Raw genomic sequence first — 19,641 nt, forward strand, 5'->3', positions numbered from 1 at the left:
TTTTCGCGTATGGACCATCAATTGCATACACATTGCGAAGCCGCCGCGGGGCGGAAGGGAGCTCTCCATGACGCGACGCATGATTTTCGACAGGCGGCATCTCCTCCAGGGCGCGGCGACGGGGCTCGCGGCTTCGGCGCTGGGCGCGCGGCCCGCGGCCGCGGCGACTGTGACGATCGGCTTCATCTATGTCGGCCCGAAGGACGATTATGGATATAATCAGGCGCATGCGGAAGGCGCCGCGGCGGTGAAGAAGCTGCGCGGCGTCACCGTCATCGAGGAAGAGAAGGTCCCGGAGACGATCGACGTCGTCAAGACGATGGAGTCGATGATCAATCTCGAGGGCGCGTCGCTGCTGTTTCCGACGTCCTTCGGCTATTTCAATCCCTTCGTGCTGCAGGCCGCGAGCAAATATCCCAAGACGCAGTTCCGCCACTGCGGGGGACTGTGGACCGACAAGAATCCGAAAAACGCCGGCTCCTATTTCGGCTATATCGGCTCCTGCCAATATTTGAATGGCGTCGTGGCCGGCCATATGACGAAGACCAAGAAGCTCGGCTTTGTCGCCGCCAAGCCGATTCCGCAGGTGCTTCTCAACATCAATTCCTTTCTGCTCGGCGCGCGCTCCGTCGATCCCGACATCACCTGCCGGGTGATCTTCACCGGCGAATGGTCTCTCGCGGTCAAAGAAGCGGAAGCGACCAACGCTCTGCTCGATCAGGGCGTCGATGTCGTCACCTGCCATGTCGACAGCCCCAAGGTCGTCGTTCAGACGGCGGCTGCGCGCGGCGCCTATGTCTGCGGCTATCATGCGGACCAGCGTCCGCTCGCGCCAGAGCGCTATTTGACCGGCGCCGAATGGAACTGGGCGACAGTCTATAAAACTTATGTCGAGAAATTTTTGGCTGGCCAGCCTTTGCCGAATTTCACGCGCGGCGGCCTCGCGGAGGGCTTCGTCAAGACGAGCCCCCTCGGCGCCATGGCGCCGGACGCCGCGAGACGGCAATTCGAGGCGAAAAAAGCCGAAATGTCAAAGGGCGGCTACGCGATCATCGCCGGTCCGCTGAAGGACAACAAGGGCGCGCTGGTCGTGCCCGCGGGCAAGAAATATGTCGAGACCGCCGTCGAGCTCGAGAGCATGAATTATCTCGTCGAAGGCGTCATCGGAGCGACCTCCTGACATGACCTCGGGCGCGCAGGGAGCGGACGACATGACAGAGACGATCGCCGACGACCCGACGAGACAAAGCGAGCGCCGCGACTTTACGGCGCAGCGCGCCTGGATCGCGCGTCGAGCCGAGCCCCTCGTCATCGTCGTCGCCTCCTCGCTCGCGGGCTGCGGGCTGTTCAGCCTGCTGCTTTTGGCGCTGGACAAATCGCCGGCGCAATTTTTCGAGCTGCTGTGGCGCGGCGGCTTCGGCAGCTGGTTCTCCGTCCAGAACATGCTGTCGCGCGCCGCGCCTCTGCTGCTCGCCGGACTTTGTGTCGCGCTTCCGGCGCGGCTCGGGCTTCTCGTCATCGGCGGCGAGGGCGCCATAGCGCTCGGCGGCGTCGCCGCCGCGGCGACGGGCTCGGCTCTCTCATCGGCGCCGGCGCCGCTCGTCATCGTCGCCATGGCCCTCGCCGGCATGGCGGTCGGCGGCGCTTGGATCGGCGCCATCGGCGCCCTCCGTCATTACCGCGCCGTCAATGAGACGATCTCTGGCCTGCTGATGGCCTATATTGCCATCGCGCTCATGAATCATCTCGTCGAAGGCCCTTTGCGAGATCCAGCCTCGCTCAACAAGCCGTCCACCGCGCCGCTGCCGGACGCGGATCGCATCGGCGCCATTCCGGGGACCGACGTGCATTGGGGATTGGCCGTCGGCATTGCTTTCTGCCTTCTCGCTTCCATCCTGATCGAGAAGACCTCCTGGGGCTTCGCCGCGCGAATCTCCGGCGGCAATCTGCGCGCCGCACGCATACAGGGATTGCCGGTCGGCGCGCTGATCGTCGCCTTCTGCGCGCTCGCGGGCGCCGCTGCGGGGCTTTGCGGCATGATCGAAGTCGCGGCGGTCCATGGCGCCGCCAATGCGTCGCTCGCCTCCGGCTACGGCTACACGGGCGTCCTCGTCGCCTTTCTCGCGCGGCAAAATCCGCTCGCGATCATTCCTGTCGCAATGCTGCTCGGCGGAGTCGGCGCCGCCGGCGGACTCATACAGCGCCGCATGGAGCTGCCGGACGCCACGATCCTCGTCCTGCAGGGGATGGTCTTCATCGTCGTTCTATTCGCCGAGACGCTCTACGGGCGATTCCATATTTTTACGCCCGAGCGCTGGGCGCGGAAAGGCTGACACGATGCAGACGACCGACATTGGATATTGGAGCGTGCCGCTCGCCATCGTCGGCGGCGCGATCCGCGTCTCGACGCCCTTCATCTTCGTCTCGCTCGGCGAGACGATCACCGAGCGCGCCGGGCGCGTCAACATAGGGCTCGAAGGCATTCTGATCTTCGGCGCCATGTCGGCCTATGCGACAGCCGTGCTGTCGAATTCGCCATGGCTCGGCGTCGCGGCCGCCGGCGTCTCGGGAATCGCCGCCGGCCTGCTGCACGGCTGGATCTGCAAGTTTCCGCGCGTGAACGACATAGCGATCGGCATTGCGCTCATGCTGCTGGGAACGGGGCTCGCCTTCTTCTTCGGCAAGGCGTTCATCCAACCTTCGGCGCCGCGCTTGCCAGCCATTTCCTTGGGCTTTTGGTCCGACATTCCGCAGCTGCGCGCCGCGCTCGACGTGAACGCACTGTTCGTCATCGGCGCGGCGCTCGCCGTTTTCCTGCAATGGGCCTTTCGCAACACGCGCGCCGGCCTCATTCTCAGAATCGCCGGCGACAGCTCGGACGCCGCGCGCGCCATGGGAATCGACCCCGATCGCGTGCGCCTGCTCGCGACGGCGGCGGGCGGCGGCCTCGCGGCGATCGGCGGCGGCTATCTCTCGCTCTATTACCCCGGCAGCTGGAACGAGAGCATCTCGTCCGGCCAAGGCTTGATGGCCGTGGCGCTCGTCGTCTTCTCGCGTTGGAATCCGCTCGGCTGCTTTGCGGCGGCCCTGCTGTTCGGCGGCGCCGGGGCGCTCGGCCCTGCGCTGCAATCGGTCGGCGTGACCCATGGCTATTATCTGTTCTACGCCGCGCCTTACGCGCTGACGCTCGCGATCATGATCGCGACCTCTTCTCCCGGACGAGCGCTCGCCGGAGCGCCGTGCGAATTGTCGATCACGAGATGAACAGGAGACGACGCCATGAACGAGCGCGCCGCCGCGGAACGATATATCGCCGCAGACCCTTATCCCTGGCCCTATAATGGCGCTCTGCGTCCCGACAATACGACGCTCATCGTCATCGACATGCAGATCGATTTTTGCGGCAAGGGCGGCTACGTCGATGCGATGGGCTATGATCTCTCGCTCGTGCGCGCGCCGATCGAGCCCATAAGATCCGTGCTCGGCGCCATGCGCGCCAAGGGCTATCACATCATCCATACGCGCGAAGGGCATCGACGCGACCTCGCCGATCTGCCGGCCAACAAGCGGTGGCGCTCGCGCCGGATCGGCGCCGGCATCGGCGATCCCGGCCCGTGCGGGCGCATTCTCGTGCGTGGCGAGCCGGGCTGGGAAATCATCGAGGATCTGGCGCCGCTGGACGGCGAGCCGATCATCGACAAGCCGGGCAAAGGCTCCTTCTGCGCGACCGATCTGGAATTGATCTTGAAGCAGCGCGGCATAGAAAACATCGTGCTGACCGGCATCACCACCGATGTCTGCGTCCACACGACCATGCGCGAAGCCAATGACCGCGGCTTCGAATGTCTGCTCCTCGAAGACTGCTGCGGCGCCACCGACTATGGCAATCATCGCGCCGCGGTCGAGATGATCAAGATGCAAGGCGGCGTCTTCGGCGCGGTGGCGACCTCCGCCGCGCTGCTCGCCGCGCTTCCGTGAGGCTCGCATGAGGGGCTCGGCGACAGGACGCGCAATAGAGGTCGAAGCGCTCGGCATGACGATGCGCTTCGGCGGCTTTCTCGCCCTCGACGACGTGTCCATGCGCGTCGCCGCGGGCTCCTTCCATGCTCTGCTCGGCGAGAATGGCGCGGGCAAGTCGACGCTCGTCAAATGCATGCTGGGCTACCAGAAGCCGAGCGACGGGCAGATGCTCGTCGACGGTCGCGAGGCGAAGATCCTCGGCCCGCGCGACGCCGCGACGCTCGGGCTCGGCATGGTCTATCAGCATTTCACCTTGGCGCCGTCGCTGACCGGGGCGGAGAATCTCGTGATCGCGCGCGCCGATGGGCGCTTCGTGATCGATTGGCGAAAGGAGCGCGCCGCGCTCGCGCAATTCATGGAGAGCATGCCCTTTCGCGTCCCGCTCGACCGGCCGGTGGGCGCGCTTTCCACGGGAGAGCGGCAAAAGCTCGAAATCGCCAAGCAGCTCTATCTCGGACGGCGTTTCCTCGTCCTCGACGAGCCGACTTCCGCGCTGACCCCCGACGAGGCGGAAGAAGTTCTCGGCCATGTGCGCGCGCTGACGCGCGGCGGCGGGCTCACCGCGCTGATGATCTCGCACAAGTTCCGCGAAGTCTTCGCCTTCGCCGACGACGTCACCGTGCTGCGCAAAGGCAGGCGCGCCGGCGGCGGCGCGATAAGCGCGCTCGACCGTTCCGCGCTCGCGGCGATGATGATCGGCGAGCAGAAGATCGCGACGCTCGACGCCCGCGCCGCCGTCGCCGAAACGGCGGAGCCCGTGCTGGAAATCAGAACGCTCCGAGCGCCGGGCGGCGCCGGGCGGACATCGATCGAGATCGACGATCTCGTGCTTCACGGCGGCGAAATCGTCGGCGTCGCCGGAATCGCCGGCAATGGGCAAAGGGAGCTGCTCGACGTTCTCGCAGGCCAGCGCGCGCCGGAGGCCGGCAAGATCAGGGTCAAAGGCGCGCGCTATGGCGCGACGCGCGCCGAAATGAAGGAGCTCAATGTGCGCTTCATTCCAGAGGAGCCGCTGCGCAACGCCTGCGCGCCGCTGATGAGCGTCGCCGAAAATCTGGCGTTCCGAACTTTCGATCTCGATCGCGACGGCGGCCCGCAACGCTGGCTCGACGGCCGGGCGATCCGTCGCGACGCAGAACGGCTCGTCGATCGCTTCGAGGTCAAGGCCGCCTCCATCGATGCGCCGATCGCGACGCTCTCCGGCGGCAATGTCCAACGCGCCGTCCTCGCACGCGAGCTGACCGGAGACGTCGATCTGCTCATCGTCGCCAATCCTTGCTTCGGACTCGATTTCGCGGCGGTGGCGGAAATTCGCGCCCGCATCATGCAAGCCCGCAACGCCGGCGCCGCCGTATTGCTGGTTTCCGAAGATCTCGACGAGCTTCTGGAGCTTTCGGACCGCATTCTCGTCATGTCCGAGGGCGCGATCGTCTACGAGACGCCGATCGCGGCCGCCGACGCGCATGAGATCGGCCGACATATGGCGGGGAGAGGCTGATGACGAAAATCGCGGCGGAGCCGTTCGCCTTCGAGCTCGAGCCGAGCGCGCTCGCGCTGGTCATCATCGATATGCAACGCGACTTCATCGAGCCCGGCGGCTTCGGCGAGAGTCTCGGCAACGACGTGTCGCGGCTTCGCGCCATTGTGCCGACCGTGCTGCGCTTGCTGCTGAGCTTTCGCGCGCGCGGCCTTCCCGTCATCCATACGATGGAGTGTCATCGCCCCGATCTGTCGGACTGCCCTCCCGCCAAGCGCGACCGCGGCGCTCCGCGCCTGCGCATCGGCGATCCAGGTCCGATGGGCCGCGTGCTGATCGTGGGCGAGCCCGGCGCCGCCATACTGCCCGAGCTCGCCCCTCTCCCCGGCGAGATCGTGATCGAAAAGCCGGGCAAGGGCGCCTTTTACGCTACGTCGCTGCAAGAGGAGCTGACGCGGATCGGCGCTCGCCAGCTCGTCTTCGCAGGCGTCACCACGGAAGTCTGCGTGCAGACCACGATACGCGAGGCCAATGACCGCGGCTATGAATGCCTCCTCGCCGAAGATGCGACCGCGAGCTATTTTCCACAGTTCGAGACCGCGACGCTGGAGATGATCCGCGCCCAGGGCGCGATCATCGGATGGACAGCGACGACAGAGCAAATTCTCGCGGGGCTGCGCGATGTCTGATCGATGCTACGCCGATCTCCTCGCCGGCGGCTGGCGAGCGCTCGCCTTCTCGCCTTTTCGCGATGGCGTCGACATTTGTTGGCTCGAACGCGGCGAGACGCCGAACGACCCTTCGCTCGCCGTGCTCCGCTACGCGCCGGGCGCGAGCGTCCCCAGACATAGGCATTCGGGCCTCGAGACCATCGTCGTTCTCGACGGCGCGCAAAGCGACGAGACCGGCGAGCTGCGCGCCGGCGCCGTGGCGCTGAACATCCCCGGCAGCGCGCATTCGGTCTGGTCAAAGGACGGCTGCGTCGTGCTGATCCAATGGACGAAGCCCGTCGAGATTCTCGACTCGGAGCAATGATGCTGCAATTCGACATCGAAAGCCTTCTCGACGCTTATGCGCGCGGCCTCTCGCCTCTCGCCGTCGTCGAGACCGTCTATGACCGGCTCGAGGCTGCGGCCGATCCGGGCATTTTCATTCATCTCGCGCCGAAGGAGGCGCTGCTGCGCGAGGCGGCCGCGCTCGGCGCCTTCGACCCCGCCGTCCCGCTGTGGGGCGTTCCTTTCGCCGTCAAGGACAATATCGACGTCGCCGGAATGCCGACGACCGCCGCCTGCCCGGCCTTTTCTCATGTCCCGCAGGTCGACGCGACCGTCGTCGCTCTGTTGAAGCGCGCGGGAGCGCTCTGCATCGGCAAGACGAACATGGATCAGTTCGCGACGGGCCTCGTCGGCGTCCGAACGCCCTATCCCGTTCCGCGCAATGCGATCGATCCGACGCTCGCGCCGGGCGGCTCGTCTTCGGGCTCGGCTGTCGTCGTCGCGCGAGGCATTGTCGCTTTCGCGCTCGGAACGGATACGGCGGGCTCTGGGCGGATACCCGCGGGGCTGAACAATATCGTCGGCCTGAAGCCGACCCTGGGCGCGCTCTCGACCTCGGGCGTCACGCCGGCCTGCCGCTCGCTCGATTGCGTCTCGATCTTCGCCCTCACCGTCGAGGACGCTTATCGCGTCTTCGAGATCACGGCGACGTATGACGCCAGCGATCCGTTTTCCAAGCGAGTCCCGAAAGCCCCGCTCGGCGCGCGGCCGCCCAGGCTGCGCGTCGGCGTCCCGGCGGAGCTCCGCTTCTTCGGCGACGCGCTGATGGAAGCGGGCTATGAAGCCGCGCTCGGGCGGCTCGTTCGGCTCGGATGCCAGATCGTCGCTCTGCCTTTCGAAGATTTCCACGCCGTCGCCGATCTGCTCTATCGCGGCGCCTTCGTCGCCGAGCGCTACGCCGCGATCCGCGAGTTCATCGAGACCAATGAGGCGGCGCTGCATCCCGTCACCCGCGCCATCATCTGCGGCGCGAGCCGCTTGTCGGCGGTCGACGCTTTCGAGAGCGTCTATGCGCTGCGGGCGCTGCAGGCGCGCATCGAGCCACTGCTGGCGTCGGTCGATCTCCTCTGCGTCCCCACGGCGCCGACCCATTACACGCTCGCGGAAATCGCGGCGGAGCCGATCGACGCCAATACGCGGCTCGGAACCTATACGAATTTCGTCAATTTGCTCGATCTCTGCGGCGTCGCCGTTCCCGTCGGCGCGCTCGCCGACGGCCGACCGGCGAGCGTCACCTTATTGGCGCCGGCCAATCGCGATACGCTCGTCGCGGCGCTCGCGCGCGATTTGCACGCAGACAATGGCCTCGGCGCGACCGGCTGGCGAAGGCGGCCGCGCGCGGCGCCGCCGCCCGACGATGGCGAGCGCATCGAGATCGTCGTCGTCGGCGCTCATCTCTCCGGCATGCCGCTCAATGGCGAATTGACGGCGCTCGGCGCGAGATTCTCGCGCGTTGCGCGCACCGCGCCCGGCTACCGGCTCTATGCGCTCGCGGGACAGACGCCGCCGAAGCCGGGTCTCATGCGGGACGAGACGAGCTCGGGCGCAGTGGAGATCGAGGTCTGGACGCTGGACGTCGCCGCTTTCGGCCGATTTGTCGCATCCGTTCCGCCGCCGCTCTGCATCGGAACCGTTCGTCTCGCGGACGGATCTGCGCCGAAGGGATTTCTCGTCGAGCCGGCCGCTCTGAACGGCGCGGACGACATCACAGTCCATGGCGGCTGGCGAGCCTATTGCCTCGCGCTCGCGGAACCGCACACCACATGATGACGCTTCTCAAAGGCGTTCGATAATCTGAATCGCCATGCGAACGGCCGCCGTTCTGTTCTCGACGCCCATTTTTTTGTAGATTTGCTCGAGGTGCTTGTCGACGGTTCTGGGGCTCAGCCCCAAAATCGCGGCGATATCCGCATTCGATTTTCCCCGCGACAGCCAGAGCAATACTTCGGATTCGCGCGGCGTGACCGACAAAGCGCGCGACAGCGCGCTTTCCGCGCCGCTCTCATCGGCTTCCGTCACGCAGAACAGCAGCTCGTCCCCGCTGACGAGGCCGAGATAGAGAATACGGATTCTGACGCCGGCCCGAGTGGTGATGATCGCCTCCTTCTGCGCATTCGTGCGCTGATCGGGCATGAGCGCGCGCAATTGCGCAGCTCGACGGGAAGCCGTGACGTCTTCGTCTTCTATGTCGAGATCGAGCAGCGAGCGGGCTTTCGGCGTGCTCCAAATGACCGAGCCGCGCCGGTCGGTCGCCAAAAGATGACGGCCGGAAGCGTCGAGCGCCGATCTGGCGCGCAAAGCCATGCGGGACGTCGCCATATGTGCGCTCAGCCGCACCAGCAATTGCTCGACGACGATCGGCTTGGTCACATAATCGACGCCGCCGACGGTAAAGCCTTGCACGACATGATCCGTATCGCTGAGCCCCGTCATGAAAATGACCGGCACGCCGGCCAGACGGTCGTCCCGCTTGAGTCGGCGACAGACTTCGAATCCATCCAGCCCCGGCATCACGGCGTCGAGCAGGATAATGTCGGGCGTCAAGCGCTCCAAAATAGCGAGAGCCGAATCGCCGCTTCGCGCGACCAGCGCCGTCGCGCCGCGGTCCTCTATCGCGGTCGAAAGAAAGGCGAGCGCGCCGGGATCGTCGTCGACGATGAGGATCACACTAGACTTCATCTTTCGCTTCCATCTGATCTCGCTGATCCGAGCGGATTTGCGACCTCCGCGCGACGGTCACGAGCTCGTCGAATTTCATCTCGATCGCCAGCCGGCTCAGCGTCTCGACGAGCGAGTCTTCCTCTGGAAACTCGGCTCGATATTTCTTCAGCAGCGCCGTCACTCCGCGCGCATGGCCGATCTCGGCGAGCGCGACAAGATCATCGACCGGCAGCCGCCCTCTCGCCCCGGAGCCGCAGCCTTCCGCGCCTGATATCGGCGCGCCGAACCGCCAGACGAGATCGCAAGTCGCGGCGATAAGATCGAGCAGATCGCCGAGCTTGAACGGCTTCACGAGATAGCCTTCGCATGCGCATCGATCGATGTCGACATCGAGCTCCTTCTCGGCGTCCGCCGAAAGCATGACGATCGCCACGTCTCGACCTTTGCGACGCCTCACCGTCTGCGCGACCTCCCAGCCGGACGGCCCGGGCATGTTGATGTCGAGCAATACGAGCTGCGGAGCGACGCGCTCGACCAGCTCGAGACAGGCCGTTCCATCCCGCGCGGCAAAAACGACGAAGCCGAGCGGGGCGAGCAGACGCGCGACCAGCTCCCGATGGCTCGCCTCGTCATCCGCGACGACCACGGTGACGCGCGCGCCGTCATAGCCGCTGATCTGCGAATAATCCGGCCGTGATAGAACGATCGGCGGCGCCGATTGTGGAAGATAGAATTTGACCGAGAAGAGGCTGCCGTGGCCGACGCTGCTGCGCAAGGAAATGTCGCCGCCGAGCACCTCCGTCATGAGCTTGGTGATGGTGAGGCCGAGTCCGGTTCCCGGCGCCCATTTACGTCCAAGGGATTCGAGCCTCTCGAACGGACGAAATATTCGCTGGTGCTGATCCGTTGGAATTCCGGGACCTGTGTCCTCCACCTCGAAGGTCGCCATGTCGCGATCATAGACGATCGTGAATCGCACTTCGCCGACCTCGGTGAATTTCACGGCGTTCGACAGGAGATTGAGCAGGATCTGCCGAAGCCGCTTCTCGTCGATCCGCACCCATTTCGGCAATGAGCCGCGAACCTCGTAGCGAAACGCCACGCCCTTGGCCTCCGCCTGCAGCCGAAACATGTCGACGACCTGCCGCAGCACGGCCGGCAGACGCACATGATCGCGATGCACCTCCATGCGGCCGGCCTCGATCTTGGCGATGTCGAGCAGCCCGTCCACCAGACTGGCCAGATGCTCCGCCGAACGACGAATCGTGCGCAGAGCGTTCGGATCGGACGGAGCCGAATGCGGCCGTCTCTCGAGCAGCTGAACATAGCCGAGAATGGAATTGAGCGGCGTGCGAAACTCGTGGCTCAAGCCGACCACATAGCGGCTCTTGGCGATATTGGCGGCCTCCGCCGCCTCCTTCGCCTTCTGCAATGCGCGGTCGGTGTTCTTATGCGCCTCTATCTCTTGCATCAGCAGCGTCGTCTGGCGCTGCGTCTCCTCTTGCGCCACCAGCCGGCTTTCCTGCGCCAGCACGAAAAACCAGGAGATGATTCCCGAGATCAAGCTCAAGATCACGAAAGCCTTGAGCAGAGGCGGACCGATGAGCGCGGGCGCGATGCGCGCATCCAGAACCGCCTGCCAATAGACGAGCCAGAGCGCGCCGCCCAGCAGGCAAATGATGAGGGCGAAGATGACGAGGTAACGCCCGACATTCGAGCCGAGCATCATCGCCGCACGCTCGGACAGCACGCGTGCGAGAGAGCGTCGCAGCTGATCCGCGAGCCGCGTGTCCGGCTTGCAGGCGTCGCCGCAGCGGGCGTCGAGCGTGCAGCATAGCGAGCAGATCGGGCCGGCATAGGCGGGACAGCTCGCCATGTCCTGCGGCTCGAACTCATGCTCACAGATACAGCATTTTTGCGCTTCGGCGGAGACCGGCGTCCGCTCACGCCGGGCGATGTAGAATCGGCCTTTCGTCGCATAGGCGATGAGAGGCGCGGCGATCAGCGCCGCGGCGAGAGCGAGATAGCAGGACATGGCCCGCGCCGTTTCGCCCAGCGCCCCGGCATGCGCGGCGATCGACAAAACGCCGGCGACAAGCGTCGCGCCACAGCCGACCGGATTGATCTCATAGAGATAGGCGCGCTTGAACTCTATGCCCTTCGGGCTGAGGCCGAGAGGCTTGTTGATCGCGAGATCCGCGAAGAGCGCGCCGATCCATGCGACTGCCACATGTGAGTAGAAGCCGAGAATGCCCTCGAGCGCACGATAGACGCCGAGCTCGATCAAAACGACCGCAATGACGATGTTGAACACGAGCCACACGACGCGGCCGGGATGGCTGTGCGTCAGCCGCGAGAAAAAGTTCGACCAGGCGATCGATCCCGCATAAGCGTTGGTCACATTGATCTTCAGCTGCGACACGATGACGAAAGTGGTGGCGAGTCCGAGGCCGATCGTCTCGTCGGGCGCCACATAGCCGAAGGCGACGACATACATTTGCGTCGGATCGCCGGCGTTCTGCGGCGGAACGCCGTGCTTGAAGGCGAGATAGGCCAGAAACGACCCCGCCAGCATTTTGGCCGCGCCGACGATGATCCAGCCGGGGCCGGCGGCGATGAGCGACGCCCACCACCTCGCTTTTCCGACCGTCGCGGCTCCGGGCAGGAAGCGCAGAAAATCCACCTGTTCGCCGATTTGAGCGGCGAGCGCGAAGACGACGCCGGACGCGGCTCCGAACAAAGTGAGATCGAGCTTCCCGTCGAGCGGCCCGATGCGGCCGGTGAACTTCGTCCAGGCGGATAGCGTCGCATGATCCTGCAGCGCGATCGCCGCGAAGGGCGCGACATGGAGCGCGATCCAAAGCGGCTGCGTCCACATTTGGAACCGGCTGATCGATGTGAATCCATGCGTCACGATCGGCAGCACGGCGAATGCGCAGATGAGGTAGCCGAGAGCGTCCGGCACGCCGAGTCCCGCCTCCAGCGCCTTGGCCATGATCGCCGCCTCGATGGCGAAGAAGATGAAGGTGAAGCTCGCATAGATGATCGAGGTGATGGTCGATCCGAGATAGCCGAAGCCTGCGCCGCGGGTCAGAAGATCGATGTCCGCGCCATAGCGCGCGGCATAATAGGCGATCGGCACGCAGGTGATGAAGATGATCGCGCTGACGACGACGATCGCCGCCGCGGCGTTGGTGAATCCGCAGGTCAGCGTGATCGCGGCGCCGATCGCCTCGAGAGCCAGGAAGGACACTGACGCGATGGCGGTGTTGGCGACGCGAAACGGCGACCATCGGCGCGCCCGTTCGGCTGTGAAGCGCAGAGCGTAGTCCTCGAGGGTCTGATCCGCGACCCATTTGTTGTATTCGCGTCGAACCCGAACGATCCGCTGCTGTGCCGTCATCTCCGATCGCCTCTGCGCCCAGCGCCTCACCGGGCGCCGACGAAGCTACGCCTCGCCACGGCGAATCCACCGCCCGTATTTCATTCGCGACGCCCATTTCCGCGGCGCCGACGCTGAGCCCGCGCCCTTCGCCATTCGACCCGATCGCGAAGATAGCGGCGCGATATGCGTAGGCGAATACGCGAATCGACGTATGGCCGCGCGGCCCGGCGGAAGGCCAGTCTTTGCCTCAGGACGGGCTCGTCCCGACAGTGTGAGGGGAGACTAAATGACCACCAAATCCGGCGACGCGCGCAATCTATCCCGCCGTCAAATGCTTTCCGCGCTCGCGGCGACACCGGCGCTCGGCTTCATCGGACGGCCGGCTCTGGCGGCCTCCGCCGCCAACGCCACTGGGCTGGCGGTGACGGATAGCGAGGTCACTGTCGGAATATTGCATTCCGTCACGGGAACCATGGCGATCAGCGAGACCGGCTCCGTCGAGGCGGAAAAGCTGGCGATCGAGCAGATCAACGCGATGGGCGGTGTGCTCGGCCGCAAAATCAAATTCGTGCAGGAGGACGGCGCCAGCGACTGGCCGACCTTCGCCGAAAAGGCCAAGAAGCTTTTGGTCAACGACAAATGCGCCGCCGTGTTCGGCTGTTGGACCTCCGCCTCCCGGAAGGCGGTCCTGCCGGTGTTCGAGCAGTACAATGGCATGCTCTATTACCCGACCTTCTATGAGGGGCTCGAGCAGTCGAAGAACGTCATCTACACGGGTCAGGAGGCGACGCAGCAGATCATCGCCGGCTTGAACTGGGTGACCAAGCAGAAGGGCGCCAAGAGCTTCTACTTGCTCGGATCCGATTACATCTGGCCGCGCACCTCCAACAAGATCGCCCGCAAGCATATCGAGAACGTGCTGAAAACCAAGGTCGTCGGCGAGGAATATTTCCCGCTCGGGCACACGCAGTTCAATTCGGTGATCAACAAGATCAAGCTGACCAAGCCCGATGTGATCTACGCCATCATCGTCGGCGGCTCCAATGTCGCCTTCTACAAGCAGCTCAAGGCGGCCGGCATCGATCTGTCGAAGCAGACCTTGCTCACGATCTCCGTGACCGAAGACGAGATCGACGGCATCGGCGGCGAGAATATCGCCGGCGCCTACGCCTGCATGAAATATTTTCAGTCCTTGGACAACGCCAACAACAAGGGCTTCGTCTCCGCCTTTCAGAAGAAATGGGGCGAAAAAACCGTGATCGGCGACGTCACCCAAGCCGCCTATCTCGGTCCCTGGCTATGGAAGCTCACAGTGGAGAAAGCCGGCTCGTTCGATATCGACAAAGTCGCCGCCGCTTCGCCCGGAGTCGAATTCAAAGGCGCGCCGGAAGGCTATGTGCGCATTCACGAGAACCATCATCTCTGGTCGAAGACGCGCGTCGGTCGTGCGCGCGCCAATGGACAATATGAGGTGATCTACGAAACCGCCGAGCTCGTTCAGCCGGATCCGTTCCCGAAAGGCTATCAATGATCGGGCGGCGGACCGGGCGTCCGGTCCGCCGTTTCCGCTTCGGCCGCTCTTTTTCCTCACGACATATGGAGGCTCGGATGCTCGGCGATTATTCGCTCGGCGATCTCGGCTCGATCTTCGTCATGCAGGGATTCGCCGGACTTATCCTGTTCTCGGTGTTCCTGCTCATGGCGCTCGGCCTCGCGATCATCTTCGGTCAGATGGGCGTGATCAACATGGCGCATGGCGAGTTCATGATCCTCGGCGCCTATATGACCTATCTCACCTCCAAGCTGTTCGAGACGCATCTTCCGGCGCTGTTTCCAGGCTATTTCTTCGTTGCGATGATCGTCGCCTTTCTCGCGGCGGCGCTGCTCGGCGCCGTGGTCGAATGGGCGCTGATCAGTCGGCTCTACAAGCGCCCTCTCGATACGATGCTCGCGACCTGGGGCCTCAGCCTCATTCTCCAGCAGCTCTATCGCTCCATCTTCGGCGCGCGCGAGGTCGGCGTGGAGCTGCCGCCCTGGATGCTGGGGTCCTGGCAGATGACGTCCACGATCGAGGTGCCGATCAACGGCATGTTCGTGATGGCCCTGACAGCGGTCATCACCGCCGGAGTCGCTCTGCTGATCTACAAATCTCGCCTCGGTCGCCAAGTGCGCGCCGTCGTGCAGAACAGAGTGATGGCCGGCGCTGTCGGAATCGACACGCAGAAAGTGGACCGCGCGACTTTCGCGCTCGGGTGCGGAATCGCGGGAATAGCAGGGTCCGCCTTCACCATGGTCGGATCGACGGGGCCGACCGCTGGCCAGCTCTACATCGTCGACTCCTTCCTCGTCGTCGTCTTCGGCGGAGCGCAGAGCCTCATCGGCACCATCGCATCCGCCTTCACGATCTCGCAGTCGCGATCGACGCTCGAATTCTTCACATCCGGCTCCATGGCGCAGGTCGCGACGCTGATCGGCGTCGTCGTCATTCTGATGCTGCGTCCGCAGGGCCTGTTCGCAACCAAGGTGCGGCGATGAAACTCCATGGAGACAATGCGCTTTTCCGCCGGTCCGAGCTCTTGGGCCTCCTCGCTTTCGCGGCGCTCATCCTCGTCGTGCTGCCGGCCGCTCTCGACATCTTCCGGCTCAATCTCGTCGGAAAATATCTCACCTACGCCTTCGTGACGATCGGCCTCGTCGTGTGCTGGGGCTATGCCGGAATTCTGAGCCTCGGCCAGGGCATTTTCTTCGGTCTTGGCGGCTATTGCATGGCCATGTTCCTGAAGCTCGAAGCGTCGAGCGTCGAGAACACGAAAATCCAATCGACGCCCGGCATTCCCGACTTCATGGACTGGAATCAGCTCACTGCGCTGCCGTGGTTCTGGAAACCGTTCGAGAACCTCGGCGTCACGCTCGCCGCGGTGGTGTTGGTTCCGACGCTGTTCGCCTTCATCATCGGCGCGGCGATGTTCAAACGCCGCGTCGGCGGCGTCTATTTCGCGATCATCACCCAGGCGGTGGCGCTGATCCTCACCATATTGATCGTCGGCCAGCAGGGCTACACCGGCGGCATCAACGGCATCACCGATCTGCGCACGCTGAAAGGTTGGGACATCCGCTCGGATGGAGCGAAGCTCACGCTCTATTATGTCGAATGCGGGCTGCTGCTCGCCGCCATCGTCGCAACGCAGCTCGTCACGCGATCGAAGCTCGGCCGCATTCTCGTCGCCATGCGCGACAAGGAGGATCGCGTGCGCTTCTCCGGCTACTCGGTCTCGAGCTTCAAAATATTCGCCTTCTGCTTCGCCGCGGCGCTCGCCGCGCTCGGCGGCGCCATGTTCACATTGCAGGTCGGGTTCATGTCGCCGTCCTTCGTCGGCATTGTCCCGTCGATCGAAATGGTGATCTACACGGCGGTCGGCGGACGCTCATCGATCCTGGGCTCCGTATGCGGCGCGCTGCTGGTCAATTTTGCCAAGACGCGCCTGTCCGAAAGCTTTCCCGAACTTTGGCTGTTCGGACTGGGAGCGCTGTTCATCATCGTGGTGCTGTCGTTCCCGGAGGGGCTCGCCGGCGTCTATCGCAGCTCCGCGCCGCGCCTCGCGAGAAGCTTCGTCGCGAAGCTGCGGGCTCTCTGGCGCACGCCGATGACGCGCTCTCTCGATCACGAACTCGCGGAGTGACGCCATTGTCGACACATCAGGATTTCCTTCTCTCGGTCGAAGCATTGTCGGTCTCCTTCGATGGCTTCAAGGCTGTGGACGACGTGTCGCTCTATGTCGAGCCGAACGAAATTCGCGTCATCATCGGCCCGAACGGAGCCGGCAAGACAACGGTGCTCGATCTCATCTGCGGCAAGACGCGCACCACCTCCGGATCGATTCGCTTTCGCGACAAGGAGCTGACTCGCATGAGCGAGAACGCCATCGTGGAGGCGGGGGTCGGGCGCAAATTCCAGAACCCCTCCATCTATGACGATCTCACCGTGTTCGAAAATCTGGAGATTTCCTATCCGCGCGGCCGCTCCGTGCTCGGCGCGCTGCTGTTTCGCCGCGATCGGGCGGTTCGCGAGCGCATAGAGGAGATCGCCGAGACCATCTTTCTCGCCGATCAATTGGCCGAGCGCGCCGAATATCTCAGCCATGGGCAGAAGCAGTGGCTCGAGATCGGCATGCTGCTGATTCAGGACCCCGAGCTCTTGATGCTCGACGAGCCGGTCGCGGGAATGAGCGTCTCCGAACGGCGCAAGACGGCGGAGCTCTTGAACAAGATCATCGTCGGCCGATCGGTGCTCGTCATCGAGCACGACATGAAATTCGTCGAGGACATCGCACATCGCGTCACCGTTCTGCACCAGGGAAAGGTGCTGTCGGAAGGCTCGATGGAGCATGTGAAGACAGACCCGAAGGTCGTCGAAGTCTATCTCGGACATTGAGGAGCGCCATGCTGGCCATCGAAGGATTGCGGGTCGCCTATGGCGAGAGCGAGGTCATTCACGGCCTCGAGGCGGAGGTCGCGCCGAATGAGATCGTCGCGATCATGGGACGCAACGGCATGGGCAAGACGACGCTCATGAAGGCGCTAATGGGCATTGCGCGTACGACCGCCGGCGCCGTGCGGATCTCCGATCGCGACATCACTGCGTTGAAGAGTCACCAGCGCGTCGCCGCTGGCCTCGCCTATGTGCCGCAGGGCCGGATGATCTTTCCGGCGATGACGGTCGAAGAGAACATCGAGACCGGATTGACCGTCACGGGCGAGCGCGAGGTTCCCAAAGACATATACGAGCTGTTTCCCGTGCTGCTGGATATGAGACGCCGTAAGGCCGGCAATCTTTCCGGCGGTCAGCAGCAGCAGCTCGCAATCGCGCGCGCGCTCGCCTCGCGACCCAAGGTGCTGCTGCTCGACGAGCCGACGGAAGGCATACAGCCTTCGATCATTCGCGAGATGGCGCGAATGCTGAAAGCGATCCGCGACACCCGCGGATTGTCGATCGTCGTCTCCGAGCAGGTCCTGTCCTTCGCGCTCGACATCGCCGATCGCGTGCTGGTGCTCGAGAACGGCGAGATCGTCCATTCCGAGAGCCGGGCGACGATCGACGAGGCGAAGGTGGCGAATTTTCTGTCGGTCTGACCGGCTAACCACGAAGGAAGAGAACAATGGCCGAAACATTGATCAAGGTCGATCTGACCCAATCCGCATTCGAAAACGATATGGTGCACAATCGCTGGCACCCGGACATTCCGATTGTCGCCTGGGTGAAGCCGGGCGACGACTTCATCATCGAGACCTATGACTGGACCGGCGGCTTCATCAAGAACAACGACGACGCCTCGGACGTGCGCGACATCGATCTGTCGATCGTACATTTCCTGTCTGGGCCGATCGGCGTCAAAGGCGCGGAGCCCGGCGATCTCCTCGTCGTCGATCTCCTCGACATCGGCGCGAAGCCGGAGAGCCAATGGGGCTTCAACGGTTTCTTCTCCAAGCAGAATGGCGGCGGCTTTCTGACGGATCAGTTTCCGCTCGCGCAGAAATCCATCTGGGATTTCGAGGGGATGTTCACCAAATCGCGTCATGTGCCGGGCGTGCGCTATGCGGGCCTCATCCATCCCGGGCTGATCGGCTGCCTGCCCGACCCCAAGCTGCTGGAGACATGGAACACGCGTGAGGAAGCGCTGATCGCGACAAATCCGACGCGCGTTCCAGGGCTCGCCAATCCTCCTTTCGCGCCGACCGCACATCTCGGCCGGCTCGAAGGCGAGGCTAAGGCGAAGGCCGCGGCGACGGCGGCGCGCACCGTGCCGCCGCGCGAGCACGGCGGCAATTGCGACATCAAGGATCTTTCGCGCGGCTCGAAAATCTACTTTCCCGTCTATGTGCCGGGCGGTGGATTGTCGATGGGCGATCTGCACTTCAGCCAGGGCGACGGAGAGATCACTTTCTGCGGCGCCATCGAAATGGCCGGCTGGCTGCATTTGAAGGTCGACGTCATCAAGGACGGAATGTCGAAATACGGAATCAAAAATCCGATCTTCAAGCCGAGCCCGATCACTCCCAACTACAATGATTATCTGATCTTCGAGGGCATTTCTGTCGACGAGCACGGCGGCCAGCACTATCTCGACGTGACGGTCGCCTATCGCCAGGCCTGCCTGAACGCGATCGAATATTTGAAGAAGTTCGGCTATTCGGGCGCGCAAGCCTATTCGATCCTGGGCACGGCTCCGGTACAGGGGCATGTCTCGGGCGTCGTCGACGTGCCGAACGCCTGCGCGACCCTGTGGCTGCCGACTCAAATCTTCGACTTCGATATCTCGCCGTCGGCGGCGGGTCCGATCAAATATCTCGACGGCTCGGTCCAGATGCCGATCGTTCCCGACAAATGAGGCCGTCATGCCGATCTATGAATATCTCTGCGACGCCTGTGGACCGTTCACGACGATGCGCCCGATGGCGGACTATCTCGAGCCTTGCGACTGTCCCGATTGCGGCGCCACGGCGCCGCGAGTCGTGCTGACCGCGCCGCGCACGTCGCTGATGAGCTCGGCGAGCCGCGGCGCGTTCGAGGCGAATGAACGAAGCCGTCATGCGCCGCGGCGGTCATCGTCTCACGGCGCCGGCTGCGCCTGTTGCGGCGGGGCGTCGAAAACATCTGGGGAGGGGGCCAAGTCTTTCCCCTCTGCGAGGCCCTGGATGATCAGCCATTAATCACAATGCTTCTTCATAAACGAGCTGGCGCGGTCGCATGGCGAAGCCACGGCGACAACGCCGGCTTTTGCGTTCATGTTTCATCGAGAGGGGATCATGCGCTTTGTATCATGAATTCCGCGGCGCGCTCGAGCATGAGGCATGCGAAGGCGAGGACGTGCGCAACACACCGCGCGTTTGCGAAGCGGAGCCATCCGATGCTATTAGCGCAATCAATCGCTAAAGTACATAACACTCTCTAGCCGGCGGCCGAATAGGATCGACCTTGGCGGGTGCGATCCACCTGAATTGGCGAGGACCGACTTCTACAACAAATTCGTTCAGTAAATCAGCGA

Annotated in this window: 17 protein-coding genes; 15 read left to right on the forward strand and 2 right to left on the reverse strand. The window is 63.8% G+C overall.

Annotated elements, in window-relative coordinates:
- The first annotated feature begins 67 nt into the window (after window positions 1-67).
- Genes METLW4_RS0121005 through atzF form a run of 8 tightly spaced genes read left to right on the forward strand, consistent with a single transcriptional unit; the run spans window position 68 to window position 8,319 of the window.
- Window positions 68-1,180 (forward strand): BMP family ABC transporter substrate-binding protein, encoded by a 1,113-nt coding sequence (locus METLW4_RS0121005; RefSeq protein WP_018268202.1) that lies wholly within the window; start codon window positions 68-70, stop codon window positions 1,178-1,180.
- A 31-nt stretch (window positions 1,181-1,211) separates the two neighbouring features.
- A complete protein-coding gene (locus tag METLW4_RS0121010; protein ID WP_043333457.1) occupies window positions 1,212-2,333 on the forward strand; it encodes an ABC transporter permease in 1,122 nt (373 codons plus the stop codon).
- 4 nt (window positions 2,334-2,337) lie between these two features.
- A complete protein-coding gene (locus tag METLW4_RS0121015; protein ID WP_018268204.1) occupies window positions 2,338-3,264 on the forward strand; it encodes an ABC transporter permease in 927 nt (308 codons plus the stop codon).
- A gap of 15 nt (window positions 3,265-3,279) precedes the next feature.
- On the forward strand, window positions 3,280-3,978 hold the full coding sequence (gene biuH / locus METLW4_RS0121020; protein ID WP_018268205.1) for a biuret amidohydrolase: 699 nt from the start codon (window positions 3,280-3,282) through the stop codon (window positions 3,976-3,978).
- A 7-nt stretch (window positions 3,979-3,985) separates the two neighbouring features.
- The gene (locus METLW4_RS0121025; protein WP_018268206.1) at window positions 3,986-5,518 is read left to right on the forward strand and encodes an ABC transporter ATP-binding protein; all 1,533 of its coding nucleotides are present in this window, start codon (window positions 3,986-3,988) and stop codon (window positions 5,516-5,518) included.
- Complete coding sequence (locus tag METLW4_RS0121030; RefSeq protein ID WP_018268207.1) at window positions 5,518-6,186, forward strand: cysteine hydrolase family protein; 669 nt, start codon at window positions 5,518-5,520, stop codon at window positions 6,184-6,186. The genes METLW4_RS0121025 and METLW4_RS0121030 overlap by 1 nt, the downstream gene beginning before the upstream one ends.
- Window positions 6,179-6,532, forward strand: a complete 354-nt coding sequence (locus METLW4_RS0121035; RefSeq protein ID WP_018268208.1) for a cupin domain-containing protein — start codon at window positions 6,179-6,181, stop codon at window positions 6,530-6,532. Before METLW4_RS0121030 ends, METLW4_RS0121035 begins: the two co-directional genes overlap by 8 nt.
- A complete protein-coding gene (gene atzF, locus METLW4_RS0121040) occupies window positions 6,529-8,319 on the forward strand; it encodes an allophanate hydrolase (RefSeq protein WP_018268209.1) in 1,791 nt (596 codons plus the stop codon). The genes METLW4_RS0121035 and atzF overlap by 4 nt, the downstream gene beginning before the upstream one ends.
- A 9-nt stretch (window positions 8,320-8,328) precedes the next feature.
- Here atzF and METLW4_RS0121045 read toward each other — a convergent pair whose 3' ends face one another.
- Together METLW4_RS0121045 and METLW4_RS0121050 are read right to left on the reverse strand one after the other, a co-directional pair.
- Window positions 8,329-9,231: a response regulator transcription factor gene (locus METLW4_RS0121045; RefSeq protein WP_043333305.1), complete on the reverse strand. Its 903-nt coding sequence runs from the start codon at window positions 9,229-9,231 to the stop codon at window positions 8,329-8,331.
- Complete coding sequence (locus METLW4_RS0121050) at window positions 9,221-12,616, reverse strand: hybrid sensor histidine kinase/response regulator (protein ID WP_018268211.1); 3,396 nt, start codon at window positions 12,614-12,616, stop codon at window positions 9,221-9,223. Before METLW4_RS0121050 ends, METLW4_RS0121045 begins: the two co-directional genes overlap by 11 nt.
- A gap of 313 nt (window positions 12,617-12,929) precedes the next feature.
- On the opposite strand from METLW4_RS0121050, the gene urtA reads away from it, so the two are divergent.
- From urtA to METLW4_RS0121085, 7 genes are all read left to right on the forward strand, one after another.
- Window positions 12,930-14,129 (forward strand): urea ABC transporter substrate-binding protein, encoded by a 1,200-nt coding sequence (gene urtA / locus METLW4_RS0121055; protein ID WP_371212337.1) that lies wholly within the window; start codon window positions 12,930-12,932, stop codon window positions 14,127-14,129.
- 77 nt (window positions 14,130-14,206) lie between these two features.
- Window positions 14,207-15,133 (forward strand): urea ABC transporter permease subunit UrtB, encoded by a 927-nt coding sequence (urtB, locus tag METLW4_RS0121060; protein WP_018268213.1) that lies wholly within the window; start codon window positions 14,207-14,209, stop codon window positions 15,131-15,133.
- Entirely contained in the window at window positions 15,130-16,278 is a 1,149-nt protein-coding gene (urtC, locus tag METLW4_RS25680) for an urea ABC transporter permease subunit UrtC (protein ID WP_018268214.1), read from the forward strand. The genes urtB and urtC overlap by 4 nt, the downstream gene beginning before the upstream one ends.
- 5 nt (window positions 16,279-16,283) lie before the next feature.
- A complete protein-coding gene (gene urtD / locus METLW4_RS0121070; protein WP_018268215.1) occupies window positions 16,284-17,030 on the forward strand; it encodes an urea ABC transporter ATP-binding protein UrtD in 747 nt (248 codons plus the stop codon).
- 8 nt (window positions 17,031-17,038) lie between these two features.
- Window positions 17,039-17,728, forward strand: coding sequence for an urea ABC transporter ATP-binding subunit UrtE (gene urtE / locus METLW4_RS0121075; protein WP_018268216.1), 690 nt, complete (start codon window positions 17,039-17,041; stop codon window positions 17,726-17,728).
- 26 nt (window positions 17,729-17,754) lie between these two features.
- Window positions 17,755-18,984, forward strand: a complete 1,230-nt coding sequence (fmdA, locus tag METLW4_RS0121080; protein ID WP_018268217.1) for a formamidase — start codon at window positions 17,755-17,757, stop codon at window positions 18,982-18,984.
- A 7-nt stretch (window positions 18,985-18,991) separates the two neighbouring features.
- Window positions 18,992-19,306, forward strand: a complete 315-nt coding sequence (locus METLW4_RS0121085) for an FmdB family zinc ribbon protein (protein ID WP_018268218.1) — start codon at window positions 18,992-18,994, stop codon at window positions 19,304-19,306.
- Window positions 19,307-19,641 lie beyond the last annotated feature (335 nt).

Origin of the sequence: Methylosinus sp. LW4, assembly GCF_000379125.1 — a bacterium.
Taxonomy (GTDB): Bacteria; Pseudomonadota; Alphaproteobacteria; order Rhizobiales; family Beijerinckiaceae; genus Methylosinus.

Excerpts from the sequence above, each read along its gene's own strand:
- METLW4_RS0121010 (WP_043333457.1), top strand. The coding sequence starts at position 1,212 with ATGACAGAGACGATCGCCGACGACCCGACGAGACAAAGCGAGCGCCGC.
- urtC (WP_018268214.1), top strand. The coding sequence starts at position 15,130 with ATGAAACTCCATGGAGACAATGCGCTTTTCCGCCGGTCCGAGCTCTTG.
- METLW4_RS0121050 (WP_018268211.1), bottom strand. The coding sequence starts at position 12,616 with ATGACGGCACAGCAGCGGATCGTTCGGGTTCGACGCGAATACAACAAA.
- atzF (WP_018268209.1), top strand. The coding sequence starts at position 6,529 with ATGATGCTGCAATTCGACATCGAAAGCCTTCTCGACGCTTATGCGCGC.
- urtE (WP_018268216.1), top strand. The coding sequence starts at position 17,039 with ATGCTGGCCATCGAAGGATTGCGGGTCGCCTATGGCGAGAGCGAGGTC.
- METLW4_RS0121030 (WP_018268207.1), top strand. The coding sequence starts at position 5,518 with ATGACGAAAATCGCGGCGGAGCCGTTCGCCTTCGAGCTCGAGCCGAGC.
- METLW4_RS0121005 (WP_018268202.1), top strand. The coding sequence starts at position 68 with ATGACGCGACGCATGATTTTCGACAGGCGGCATCTCCTCCAGGGCGCG.
- METLW4_RS0121045 (WP_043333305.1), bottom strand. The coding sequence starts at position 9,231 with ATGAAGTCTAGTGTGATCCTCATCGTCGACGACGATCCCGGCGCGCTC.
- fmdA (WP_018268217.1), top strand. The coding sequence starts at position 17,755 with ATGGCCGAAACATTGATCAAGGTCGATCTGACCCAATCCGCATTCGAA.
- urtA (WP_371212337.1), top strand. The coding sequence starts at position 12,930 with ATGCTTTCCGCGCTCGCGGCGACACCGGCGCTCGGCTTCATCGGACGG.
- METLW4_RS0121085 (WP_018268218.1), top strand. The coding sequence starts at position 18,992 with ATGCCGATCTATGAATATCTCTGCGACGCCTGTGGACCGTTCACGACG.
- biuH (WP_018268205.1), top strand. The coding sequence starts at position 3,280 with ATGAACGAGCGCGCCGCCGCGGAACGATATATCGCCGCAGACCCTTAT.
- urtB (WP_018268213.1), top strand. The coding sequence starts at position 14,207 with ATGCTCGGCGATTATTCGCTCGGCGATCTCGGCTCGATCTTCGTCATG.
- METLW4_RS0121035 (WP_018268208.1), top strand. The coding sequence starts at position 6,179 with ATGTCTGATCGATGCTACGCCGATCTCCTCGCCGGCGGCTGGCGAGCG.
- METLW4_RS0121015 (WP_018268204.1), top strand. The coding sequence starts at position 2,338 with ATGCAGACGACCGACATTGGATATTGGAGCGTGCCGCTCGCCATCGTC.
- METLW4_RS0121025 (WP_018268206.1), top strand. The coding sequence starts at position 3,986 with ATGAGGGGCTCGGCGACAGGACGCGCAATAGAGGTCGAAGCGCTCGGC.